This is a genomic window from Agromyces sp. Leaf222 (genome assembly GCF_001421565.1).
Taxonomy (GTDB): domain Bacteria; phylum Actinomycetota; class Actinomycetes; order Actinomycetales; family Microbacteriaceae; genus Agromyces.
In genome coordinates, this window is record NZ_LMKQ01000001.1 from 813,415 (window position 1) to 826,143 (window position 12,729).

General features: G+C 69.4%; 5 protein-coding genes. 4 read left to right on the forward strand and 1 reads right to left on the reverse strand.

Translation table 11 applies throughout. From position 1 onward, the window contains the following. Window positions 1-78: 78 nt before the first annotated feature. A complete protein-coding gene (locus ASE68_RS19760) occupies window positions 79-3,816 on the reverse strand; it encodes a glycoside hydrolase N-terminal domain-containing protein (RefSeq protein WP_082461949.1) in 3,738 nt (1,245 codons plus the stop codon). A gap of 413 nt (window positions 3,817-4,229) precedes the next feature. On the opposite strand from ASE68_RS19760, the gene ASE68_RS03485 reads away from it, so the two are divergent. From ASE68_RS03485 to ASE68_RS03500, 4 genes are all read left to right on the forward strand, one after another. Then, window positions 4,230-5,525, forward strand: a complete 1,296-nt coding sequence (locus ASE68_RS03485) for an enolase C-terminal domain-like protein (protein ID WP_055855203.1) — start codon at window positions 4,230-4,232, stop codon at window positions 5,523-5,525. A 324-nt stretch (window positions 5,526-5,849) separates the two neighbouring features. Beyond that, a complete protein-coding gene (locus ASE68_RS20840) occupies window positions 5,850-11,408 on the forward strand; it encodes a ThuA domain-containing protein (protein ID WP_200921663.1) in 5,559 nt (1,852 codons plus the stop codon). A gap of 99 nt (window positions 11,409-11,507) precedes the next feature. After that, window positions 11,508-12,122: a hypothetical protein gene (locus tag ASE68_RS03495; RefSeq protein WP_055855205.1), complete on the forward strand. Its 615-nt coding sequence runs from the start codon at window positions 11,508-11,510 to the stop codon at window positions 12,120-12,122. A 17-nt stretch (window positions 12,123-12,139) separates the two neighbouring features. Continuing rightward, the gene (locus ASE68_RS03500; RefSeq protein ID WP_157421529.1) at window positions 12,140-12,709 is read left to right on the forward strand and encodes a hypothetical protein; all 570 of its coding nucleotides are present in this window, start codon (window positions 12,140-12,142) and stop codon (window positions 12,707-12,709) included. Window positions 12,710-12,729: the final 20 nt, after the last annotated feature.

Consider the following 12,729-nt stretch of genomic DNA (forward strand, 5'->3'; position numbering starts at 1 on the left):
TCTGCCGGCGCGGCCCGAACGTGAGACGGGGTGGCGATGCTTCGCGCATCGCCACCCCGTCGGCCCGTCAGCGGATCGTCAACAGCTGTGGGCCGGGTAGGGCGCCACGACGCTCTGGCTCACCTCCTCGCCGTCGACCGTCGCGGTGAGGCCGATGGTCGCCTCGCCGGCGGCGATGCTCGCGGCACGGGTCGTGAAGCCGTGGAACGCGTTCTTGCCCGGAGCGACCGCGGTGAACGACCGGGTGCCGAAGGCGGTCTCGACGGAGACGTCGATGGGCACGTCGTCCTCGTTCGTCACGGTGACGGTGGAGACGACCTTGCCGGCCACGCAGCGCGCGGCGGCCGTGGCCGTCACCTCGAGCATCGGCTGGGTCGGCGGGAACGCCAGCTCCTGCCAACGACCGACCTCGGCGGCGGTGAGGGCGCGAGCGAAGATCGCGAGCCGGTCGACGCCGCCCGACTGCCGTTCGCCGCCGTCGCGGTTCGCGCCGATGTGGAGCGTCCGCGACGTGCAGGCGTTGGCCGCCTGGTAACCGCTGATCGTCGCCGTGGCGGCCTGCGCCCCGTCGACGTAGACCGTGATGAGGCCGCCCGTCGTGAACGTCACCGCGAGCGAGAACCACCGCCCGGTCGGAACCACCGCCGTCGTCGTCGTGCCGACGCCGGCCGTGATGATCCGCACGTTGTTCGACGGGGTCAGGTCGATCAGGATGCCGTCGGAGTCGCTGTTCGCGGCCCGGTGGTCGAACAATCGTCGGTGGCTCGACTGGCCCGGATCGATCTTGAACTCCGCCGCGAAGGTGGATTCCTCGAGGTAGCCGAGCGCGAACGGCGCGACGCTCGTGAGGTACCCGGCGCTGCTCAGGCGTTGCGCAGTGCCGGTCGGACCCTCCGCCAGCGATGGCAGGGTGCCCTGGATCCGCCAGTCGCGATCGTACGGCGAGGCGTCGCCGTCGGCATCGCCACCGAGGTTCCACGCGACGAGGGCGTTCGCGGGGTCTGGCACCGGGCATGGAGTCGGCGGCTTCACGTCGACGACCGTCGTCGTCGAGATCGACGAGCCGTCGCGGGTGAGCGTCGCCGTGATCGGCGACTGCCTCGAGGCGTTGCCGGCGCCGACCCTGACGGTGACCGTCTGCTCTGCGGACGCCCCGGCGGCGATGGGCCCGAAGTCCACCGTGGCCGGCGCCGCCGACCACGCGGGGATCCCGGGCGCCGTGTCCGACGGCACGCCCACCGCGACGCTCGCACCCGTGACGGGTTCCGTGCCGATGGCCTCGACGCGCACGACGACCGGGATCTCCTGGCCGCTCACGGCGGATGCCGGTGCGCTGACCGCCAGCGCGACCTCCGCGGTGATCGTGTAGACCTCGCCCGCCTCGCCCTCGAAGACGGCGACGCCGCCGTCGAGCGTCGGCTCGATGATCGTGCCGTCGCCGTCCTTCAGGCTGAAGAAGCCGGGCTTGAAGATCTGGTTCGCGACCCGCAGCTCCCCGTCCTGCGCCGGTTCGAGCGTGATCTCGCGAACCGACCCGTCCTGCCAGGTTGCGCCGACCTCGACGTCGCCACGGGCCTTCAGCCCCGAGTACGAGCCGTCGGGCCACGCCGACGGCAGCGCGGGCAGCACGTCGATGCGTCCGGCCTGGCTCTGCAGCAGCATCTCCGCGACACCCGAGGTCGCACCGAAGTTGCCGTCGATCTGGAACGGCGGATGGTCGTCCCAGAGATTGTCGAGCGTCGAGCCCTTCAGCTGCTCGCCGAGCAGCTTGTGCGCACGGTCGCCGTCGAGCAGGCGTGCCCAGAAGTTGATCTTCCAGGCCTTGGACCATCCGGTGCCGCCATCGCCTCGGCCCTCGAGCGACGTGCGGGCCGCCGCGGCGAGTTCGGGCGTCTCGGCGGGCGAGACGGCCGAGCCCGGGAAGAGCGCGTACAGGTGCGACACGTGCCGGTGCTGGTTGCCGGGGTTGTCGAGGGCCTGCTCGACCTTCCACTCCTTGAGCTGCCCCCACGAGCCGATCGCGAGGCCGGGGTAGACATGGTCGAGCTTGTCGCCGAGCTGCGCGAGGTACTCGGCGTCGTCCTCGCCGACGAGCTCGGCTGCAGCCGCGGCCGAGGTGAGCACCTCGGTCACGATCTGCTGCGAGATCGAGGCTCCGACCGTGAAGTCGCCCTGCTCGGGGGAGTAGCTCGGGGTGACGACGTAGCTGCCGTCGGCATCCTTCACGAGGAAGTCGATCCAGAACTCCGACACCGACTTCAGCATCGGGTAGGCGCGCTCGCGCAGGAAGTCCTCGTCCTGCGTGAACAGGTAGCGCTGCCAGAAGTGCTGCGAGAGCCAGGCGGCCGCATCCGGCTGCCAGAACGAGTACGCGTAGTTGTGGAGGCCCGTGAACCCGTAGGGGTTCGTCTCGTTGCCGACGACCCAGCCGTCGGCGCCGTACATCTCGCTCGCCGTGACGGTGCCGGCGGGCACCATCGACTCGACGTAGTCGAAGAACGGATCCGCCGTTTCGGAGAGGTTCGTCGTCTCAGCCGGCCAGTAGTTCATCTGGAGGTTGATGTTGACGTGGTAGTCGGCGTCCCACGGGGGATTGTTGACCCGGTTCCACACGCCCTGCAGGTTCGCGGGGAGCGAGCCCGCCCGTGACGACGAGATGAGCAGGTAGCGGCCGTACTGGAAGTACAGCGTCTCGAGTGCGCGGGCGCTCTCGGCGTCCACCGTGCCGCGGTAGGCGGCGAGCAGTTCGTCGGTGGGGATGTCGGGGAGCTCGGCTCCACCGAGGTCGAGCCCGACGCGATCGAAGAGCGACCGGTAGTCGTCCTGATGCCGCTCGAGGAGCTCGTCGTACGAGCGTTCGGTCGCGGCGTCGACGGCGGCCGTGACCGGCACATGCGGGTTCACGCCGCTGCGGTAGTCGTCGGCGAAGTCCATCGCGAAATCGGTCGCGGCGCCGAGCACGAGCGTGACCTCGTTCGCCCCCGTGACCGTGACCGTGCCGTTCCCGTTGTCCGCCACGGTTCCGCCGTCGGTGTCGACGGCGAGCTGCGACTCGAATCGGAGGCCGTTGTTGGAGAGCGTGCCCGAGGTCGTGAGGCGCCCGTCCTGGGCGGTGTGCACGACGTTGCTGCGCCCGCCCGGGAGGGCGACCTGCGCGGTGAAGCCGATCCGGCCCGGCTCGTCCGCGGCCAGGCGGACCACGACGACGTCGTCGGCCGCCGACGCGAAGTACTCGCGCGTGTAGTCGACACCGTCGGCGGTGAAGCTCGTCGTGACGAGCGAGTCGCCGATGTCGAGTTGCCGTCGGTACTCGGTCGTCGAGCCGATGCCCGTCATCGTGAGGTTCAGGTCCCCGAACGTCTGGTACGAACCGAAGTTGCGCTTCGGCTGGCCGAGCAGGTTCGCGATGTCGGTGGGGGCGACCCCTCCCGTCGGCGAGGCGGCGATCAGGTCGCGCGCCTGCTGGATCGTCTCGGGTCCGCGACCGTCGGTCCAGTTGCCGTAGTCGTAGCCGCCCTGTGCTCCGGGTCCGCCCGACCACAGGGACTTCTCGTTGAACTGGATGCGCTCGTCGGTGACGCCGCCGTAGACCACGGCGCCGAGCGCGCCGTTGCCGATCGGCAGCGCTCGCTGCTCCCAGTTGCGCTGCTGGTCACCGGTCGTCGCGAGCGGCTCGTCGAACCACACGACGTCCGGCGCGCCGGAGATGCGCGCGTGCGGCTCGGGTTCCGCCGCCGTCGCCGCGGGCACGGTTGCCGCAGCGGAGATGGGGATCGCCAGCAGGGCGGCCAGCCCTGCGGCGGTCACGCCGCGCATGCGGCGTGGCGATCGCGGTCTTCCGGCGCGGGCGAGCGGTCGCCCTCCTGCTCCGGTTTCGTGGTCTTCGGTCATCATCGGCCTCCAGACATCGTCGTCAGGCAGCGGGCTCCAGCCCGACCACCGTGACCTGTGTATCGATGAGACATCCGATGTGTCAAGGACTTTCGGTGAGGGAATCCAGCAGGCTGCCGCCAATTTGGGGATTTCTTCAACAAATAGATGGGTCGATGTCCTTGTCCCACCAATTCGGCTCGAAAGGCCATCGGATGTCTTCCGAAGGAACGCGTTCCCTGAAATTTTCGGGCCTCAGAGCGAAACTCGCGAGCGGCTCGATACTGATAAGAGGTCAGCCAGATCACTGGTTGACGGCGGGTATAGATCGGATGTTTACTTGGGCCTCGGAGGCAGGCATGGGCGCAGCATTCTCTTATCTCACGAGTGAAATACGTTTCGGCTCCCCCTCTCGGCTCGACGGCGCAGATGCCTCGAGCCGCGATTCCGTCTGCTCGGCGGCCTACCTGACCATCAGCGACGATGCGACCGACGGGCGCGAAGGGCACGGGTTCGTCCCGACCGCCGGCGGAGGCGCCGACGTGCAACTCGCGGCGATCGACGCGGCGATGGCGATCGTCGAGCAGCAGGATCTCGACACGCTCCTCGCCGACATGGGCGCCACCTGGCGGGCGCTCGTCGACCACTCCCAGCGAGGATGGCTCGCGCCCGACGGCGGTGTCGCGCATCGCGCCGCGGGTGCCGTGGTGAATGCGCTGTGGGACCTCAAGGCGAAGCGGGCCGGCGTGCCGCTCTGGAGGCTGCTCGCCGCGATGCGCCCGGCGGAGCTCGTCGGCCTCATCGACTTCCGCTACCTGTCGGACGCGCTCGCGCCGCAAGAGGCGCTGGCGATCCTCGATGGGGCGGAGGCGCACCGATTCGAACGCGAGCGCCGGTTGCTCGCGGAGGGCTACCCGGCCGCCGCGGCCTGGCCCGGCGCACTCCGGTGCTCCGACGAGCATCTCGAGCGGCTCTGCCGTCAGGCGCTCGCGAGCGGGTTCACGCAGGTCAAGCTCGAGGTCGGTGCGAGCCTCGCCGACGACCTGCGCCGGCTCGCGATCGCGAGGGAGGTCTGCGGTCCCGACATCGCGATCGCCGTCGACGCGGGCCATCGCTGGGGCGTCGACCAGGCCGTCGCGTGGATCTCCGCGCTGAGCGCCTTCGACCTGCACTGGGTCGAGGACCCCACGAGTCCCGTCGACCTGCTCGGGCATGCGGCCATCGCGCACGCCATCACGCCGGTGCCGATCGCCACGGGTGAGCACGCGCTCAGCCCGGTCATGGTCAAGCAGTTGCTGCAGCTCAACGCCATCGGCTACCTCCAGATCGACGGCACCGCCGTCAACGAGAACATCGCCACGCTCCTCCTCGCCGCCGGAACCGGGGTGCCGGTCTGCTCGCGCGCCGGCGGCGCCGGCCTGTCCGAAGTCGTCCAGCACCTCGCGATGTTCGACTTCGTGGCCGTGTCCGGGTCGATGGAGGGGCGCGCGATCGAGTACGTCGACCGGCACCACGAGCACTTCGTGACGCCGGCGCAGGTGCACGGCGGTCGGTACCGGGCGCCGTTCGCCCCGGGCTCGGGGGCGGAGATGCTCCCGGCCAGCCTCCTCGACCACATGTGGCCGATCCTCTCCGCCCTCGACGGCGTGGCCTGAGAACCCCGGAGGGCGCCGCGCCGGAGGGGCGCCGCGCCGAGGCGCAGCCCTGCAACGGTCGGGGCGTCACGCCTCGGTGTCGCCACGGTCACGGTGGTTCGGTCCGGCACGCACGAAGAAATTGTTGTGAAACAGGAAGATTCGATGCTCGGCGCGTACTGGCGCCAGCGCGTGACCGGAAGCATGCGTGATTTCGGGGTTCGGTTAATTCTGCTTGACAAACAACAAAAAGGCTCCATAGCATCAGCCTCAGCGCAGTCAATGTCGACCGAGGTTGGTCGATGCCGGTGCGCGAGTGACCGACGACGACCTCAGGAGCGCATGGTGCACAGAGCAGTCCCCATCCCCATCCCAGGAACCAGGCGCCGGACCACGGCGTTCGCGACCGCACTCGCGGTCGTCGCCGGCCTCGCATTGCCGGCACTCTGGAGCCCACCAGCGGCCGAGGCCGCCGAACTCGAGGCGACCGCGGACTTCCGCGTCCTCGTCTTCTCCGAGACGGCCGGCTTCCGCCACGGGTCGATCGCCCCGGCCAACACCCTCATCGAGGACCTCGCCGAGGAGAACGGCTTCGAAGCCGTCTTCACCGAGGACTCGAGCGTGTTCGCACCCGCGAACGCGGCCGACCTCGCACTGTTCGACGCCGTCGTGTTCAACTCGACCACCGGCGACGTGCTGACCGCCGACGAGCAGACCACCTTCGAGGAGTACATCCGCGGCGGCGGCGGCTACGCCGGCATCCACTCCGCGAGCGACACCGAGTACGACTGGCCCTTCTACGGCGGCCTCGTCGGCGGGTACTTCAACGGCCACCCGGCGCCCCAGCAGGCGACGGTCAAGATCGAGGACAAGGCCAACCCGTCGACCATGCACCTCGAGGGCGACACCTGGACCCTCAGCGACGAGTGGTACAACTACCGCAACTTCACGCGCGACAACGTGCACGTGCTGCTCTCGCTCGACGAGAGCAGCTACACGGGCGGAACGCAGGGCGCCGACCACCCGATCGCGTGGTGCCAGAGCGACTACGAAGGCGGCCGCTCCTGGTACACGGGGCTCGGCCACATCGAGTCGAACTACGAGATCCCGGCGTTCCGCCAGCACATCCTCGGTGGACTCGAGATCGCGGCCGGCGTCGTTCCGGCGGGCTGCTCGGCGACGCAGAGCGCGAACTACGAGAAGATCACGCTCGACGACAACACCCAGAACCCGATGGCGATGGACATCGCGCCCGACGGCAAGGTGTTCTACGCCGAGCGCAACGGACGGCTGCAGCAGATCGACCCCGAGACCAACGCGACGACGACCGCGCTGACGCTCGCCGTCACGCAGGCCAACGAAGACGGCCTGCTCGGCGTCGTGCTCGACCCCGACTTCGCCGAGAACGGCTGGGTGTACCTCTACTACGCACCCAACAGCGTCGGCGGCGACGGCCCGCACAACCGCCTCTCGAGGTTCACGTACGACTTCGACGCGAAGACGGCGGCGCTCTCGTCGGAGAAGGTCCTCATGAAGGTCGCGACGCAGCGCAACACCTGCTGCCACGCCGGTGGGGACATGCTCTTCGACAACGACGGAAACCTCGTCCTCGCCACCGGCGACAACACCAACCCGTTCGAGTCCGACGGCTACGCGCCGATCGACGAGCGCACGGGCCGGTCCGACTTCGACGCGCAGAAGTCGTCGGCGAACACGAACGACCTCCGCGGCAAGGTGCTCCGCATCACGCCGCAGGCCGACGGCACCTACACGATCCCCGAGGGCAACCTGTTCGACGAGGCGGATGACACGACGAACAAGACCCGGCCCGAGGTGTACGCCATGGGCTTCCGGAACCCGTTCCGGATCGGACTCGACCCGCAGACGAACAAGCTGTTCGTCGCCGACTACGGCCCCGACGCCGGATCCGCGAACGCGAACCGCGGCCCTGGCGGCACGGTCGAGTGGAACATCGTCGACGAGCCCGGCAACTACGGCTGGCCGCTCTGCGTGGGCGTCAAGTGCTACCGCGACTGGAACTTCGCCACGTCGACCGCCGGAGCCGCCTTCGACCCGGCCGCGCCGATCAACAACAGCCCGAACAACACGGGCCTGACGACGCTGCCTCCGGTGATCCAGCCGGAATGGTGGACGGAGAACGGCACCGCGGCGATCTACCCCGAGATCGGCAACAGCGGAGCGCCCATGGGCGGACCCGTCTACCGATTCGACCCCGACCTCGAGTCCGAGACCAAGTGGCCCGCCTACTGGGACGGCAAGGCGATCTTCGGCGAGTGGAACCAGGGCAAGCAGTACTCGATCCAGCTCGACGAGGAGACCGGTTCGGAGATCGTCGACATCAACCGCATCCTGCCCGGCATCTTCGACGGCGGCGGCGACTGGCACCGTTCGATGGACTTCGAGTTCGGCCCCGACGGCGCGCTCTACGTCATCGACTGGGGCTCGGACTTCGGCGGCTCGACGGCCGACTCGGGCGTCTACCGCATCGACTACGTCCAGGGCAGCCCCTCGCCGATCGCACGTGCATCCGCGGATGTCACGAACGGCCCCGACGAGACGCTGACGGTCAACTTCAGCTCCGACGGCACGCGGCATCCGCTCGCCCTCGACTACACGCTCGAGTGGAACTTCGGTGACGGGACGCCGACCTCGGACGCGGCCAACCCGACCCACACCTACGAAGGAGCGGGCGCGTACACGGCGCAGCTCACGGTGACCGACGAACTCGGCCACTCGGCGGTCGCGAACGTGCAGATCGTCGTCGGCAACGCGGTTCCGACGGTGGAGATCACCTTCCCGGAGCAGGGCGGCTTCTTCGAGTGGGGCGACCAGGTGCGCTACGAGGTGACGGTGAACGATCCGGATGCCTCGGGTCCCGTCGACTGCGCGAACGTCACCGTCGTCGCCGCACTCGGCCACGACTCGCACAACCACGACTTCGGTGAGCAGCACGGCTGCGAGGGCAGCATCCAGACGATCCGCGACGCGGGCCACGGCCTCGAGGCGAACCTCTTCTGGGTGATCAACGTGAACTACGCCGACGACGGCGGCGCCGCCGGCGTCCCGCTCACGGGATTCGGCACGAACATCCTCAACCCGAAGTACTTCCAGGCGGAGTATTTCGACGAGACGGGCCGCATCGGCGGCACCGGCGGAGCGGATGACGGCGTGCGCACCGAGGCCACGGGCGACTCGGCCGGTGGCGGACGCAACGTCAGCAACATCGAGACGAACGACTGGTGGTCGTACGAGCCGATCAACCTGAAGGGCATCGACTCGGTGTCCCTGCGCATCGCCAAGGGCTTTGCGGGCGACGGCTCCATCGCGGCGCGGTGGAACTCGCCGACCGGTCCGACCCTCGGCACGGTGACGTTCCAGCCCACGAACGGCTCGAACGGCCAGCCCGCGTGGCAGACCTACCGCGACTTCCCGATGACGCTGGACACGGCGGCGACGAACGGCGAGACCGGCACGTTGTACTTCGTGCTCACGTCGGGAGGCGCCAACGTCAACAACCTCGTGTTCGAGGGCGACGGCGTCGACACGAACGCCTCGCCGACCGGCGAGCTCACGGTCGACGTGACCAGCGGCGAGCCCCCGTTGGCGGTGAACGCCTCGATCGAGGCGACCGACCCCGACGGCGACTCCGGCCTCCTCACCTACAAGTGGGACGCGGGAACCGGTGGCGGCTTCGTCGCCGGGACCTCGGAGTTCGCCTTCGAGTACACCGAGCCCGGCGCCTACACCCTCACGGTGCGGGTGACCGACGCCGGGGGCGCGTACCGCGACTTCAAGCAGACGATCAACGTCAACTCGGCGCCGATCGGCATCTGCTACAGCGGGCGCTCCGACGGATTCGACGGCACGGCGCTCGACACGACGAACCGCTGGAACCGCTCGGTGCGGATCGACCAGTTCGCCCAGGTGGCGAACGGGGAGCTCACGATCCCGGCCTCGCTGACGGACATCCACGCCGCCGGCACGGGTTCGCCGAACATCGTCCTGCAGGACATCCCTGAAGGTGCGTTCTCGATGACCGCGAAGGTGAACTTCCCGGCACGGGTGCAGTACCAGCAGGCCGGCATCACGATCTACGGCGACGACGACAACTACCTGAAGCTCGTGCAGATGGCACGCGGCCAGTCGTCGGATCCCGCGAATCGCGTGTTCCAGTTCCTGAAGGAGGACAACGCCACGGCGGTCGAGCGCAACACGTCGGCACTCGGGGCGGACTTCCCCGACACGTACTACGTGCGGCTGACGAGCGATGGCACGACCGTGAGCGCCGCGTACTCGGCGAACGGCACCGACTTCACGACGATGCCGGACACGTTCACCCTCGCCGGAATCGACGACCCGAAGATCGGCCTGCTCACGCTCGGCACGAACAGCACGCCCTCGCAGGCGTACGGCGTGATCAACGCGAAGTACGACTGGTTCCAGGTGACGCCCGACGACACCGCCACGGCGGAATCGCCGAACGACGAGTTCGACGGCACCTCGCTGGAGGCCTGCCGCTGGGAGGTCGTGAATGAGGACACCGACGGCTACCGCGTCTCCGACGGGCAGCTGCGGATCGACACCTCGCCGTTCGACATCTACAACACGGACGCGGGAGTGACGAACTTCGTGCTGCAGCCCCAGCCGGCAGACGACTGGGTCGTGGAGACGAAGGTCGACGCCTCGGAGCTCGACCGGCGCTACCAGCAGGGCGGCCTGATCCTCTTCAAGGACGAGGCCAACTACGTGAAGCTCGACATCCTCGCGACGAACGAGGCCGGTCAGCCGATCGCACGCAACCTCGAGATGCGCAGCGAGGTCGGGAACTCGGTGCAGAACCCCCAGCCGAACGCTCCGGCGCCGGCGAACGGGCTCGTGTGGCTGCGCCTGGAGAAGGTCGGCACGACCTTCACCGGGTACTCCAGCACCGACGGCGTGAACTGGACGGCGATCGCGCAGACGGTGTCGAACTCCGCGCTCGCGGATGCCAAGGTCGGCCTGTACGCCCTCGGCAACTCCGCGCAGGGCCAGGTGTCGAACACCGCCTCCTTCGACTACTTCAAGGTGGTCGAGGACCCGCTGGAGGTCACGGCGGCCGTGACGCCCGAATCGCCGCCCGGCGACAACGGGTGGTACACGGGTGACGTCACCGTCGCCGTCGAAGCCCAGGGCGGCAGCGGCACCGTCTACCGCGAGGTCAACCTCGACGGCGAGGGCTGGGTCGAGTACACGGCGCCCGTCGTCGTGACCGAGGACGGCGAGCACGAACTGCAGTACCGTGCCTCGACCTCGTCGGGCGGCTCGGCCGAGGTGCAGTCGGTCGCGTTCAAGATCGATGCGACGGCACCCGTGCCGACCGCGGCGATCGCGGCCGACGAGACCGACCCGGCCCTGCGGTCGCTCGAGCTCGAGGCGGAAGACGCCACGAGCGGGGTCGACTCGATCGAGTACCGCATCGGCGACGCGGAGTGGACCGTCTTCGACGGCCCGGTCGCACTGCCGAACGGCGCGGTGACGGTCGAGTACCGGGCGACGGATGCCGCGGGCAACACGAGCGAGGTCGGCAGTCTCGACGTGCCGGCCGTCGGCACCGCGCTCGACGTCACCGTCGTCGCCGGAGCACGATGCGTCGCGGGCAAGGCGATGCTCACGCTCCAGACGACGAACAACGAGGACGTGCCGCTGACGGTGGCGTACACGTCGGCGTACGGCACGAAGTCGTTCGCCGCCGTGGCTCCCGGCAAGAACGCGTTCCACGCGTTCACGACGCGCCTCGCCGCACTGCCCGCCGGCACCGCCTCGGTGACCGTGACGGGAGTCGTCGACGGCGAGACGGTCACCACCACCGTCGAGACCGGATACGCCGCGTTCCCCTGCGGCTGATCCGATGGGCGGCCCGCCGGAGACGGCGGGCCGCCCATCACCACACCCACCCCCTGATTTCCGGCGCGAACGACGCCGGTCCATGAGAAGGAGAACCCCATGCGGAGAAGAGAAGTCGTCGCCAGGTGCGCGATGGTCGCGGCCGGCGTGATCGTGCTGGCGGGTGTCGCGACCGCGGCGTCCGCCGAGGAGCAGCACGGCGGCGAGGACATCGACGTGTCCGTCGAGATCGCGCAGATCGACGAGCCCGGCGTGCTCGCCCTCACGGTCGCGGGCGGCTCGGCCACGCTGAACGAGTCCGGATCCACCCCGACGGTCCGACAGTTCACCGGCACCCTGCCGACCGTGACGGTCACCGACACCCGCACCGCCGACGAGATCCCCGACGACGCGTTCTGGTACGTGCTCGGCACCGCGACCGACTTCGAGGGCGCCGCAGGGCAGCCGTCGATCCCGGCCTCGCTGCTGGGCTGGGCGCCCGAGCTCATCGACGGCGGCGAGTCCGGCCTGGTCGCCGCGGGCGACCCGGTCGAGGGCGAACTGGACGCCGGCCCCGGCCTGGTCGACGTCGAGCTCCTCGCGATGGCCGCGGCATCCGAGGCCATCGCCGAGGAGGGCCAGTGGACCGCGACGGCCGACCTGTCCCTGCGCACGCCCGTGACGGTCGAGCCGGGGAACTACGCCTCCACCCTCACGCTCTCCCTCTTCGAGTGACGGCCGTGGCTTCGACGATGATCGCAGCGACCGTCGCGCGCCGGAGGGCCTGGGCGATGCTCGTCGCGCTCCTGGCGATGCTGTCCGCGCTGCTGCTCGGGCTCGGAGCCGCTCCCGCACAGGCGCACGGCGGTCCCATCGAGGGCCAGATCGCGCAGGACGGAGAGGGCGGCATCTACGTCTCCTTCGTGTACGCCAAGGACTCGCACCCCGTCGAGGCGCTCATCACCGCGACGGTCGAGGGCCGATCGGCGACCGGGGAGCTCCTCGAACCCGTTCCGCTCGTCTCGGCGAGCCAGGGTTCCGGCATCTGGGGCGTGCCGGCCGGCACGTTCCCGGAGGGATCGTGGGACGTCACCGTGCGCGTCACCGACCCCATCGCATACGAGACGAGCGCGCCGCTCGAGATCGTGATGGTCGACGTGGTCGCGGAGGACTACGTCGCTCCCGCGGCCGCGGTCGCCGACGGCGCGCCCGTCGAGGAGTTCGGCTCCTGGTTCGGCGTCGGCCTCGGGGTCGCGGCGGTCGCCGTGGTCGTGGTGGTCGGCGCCCTGCTGGTGTTCCGGAGGTCGCGCGTGTCGGCGTGAAGCACGACGTGAGACGAACG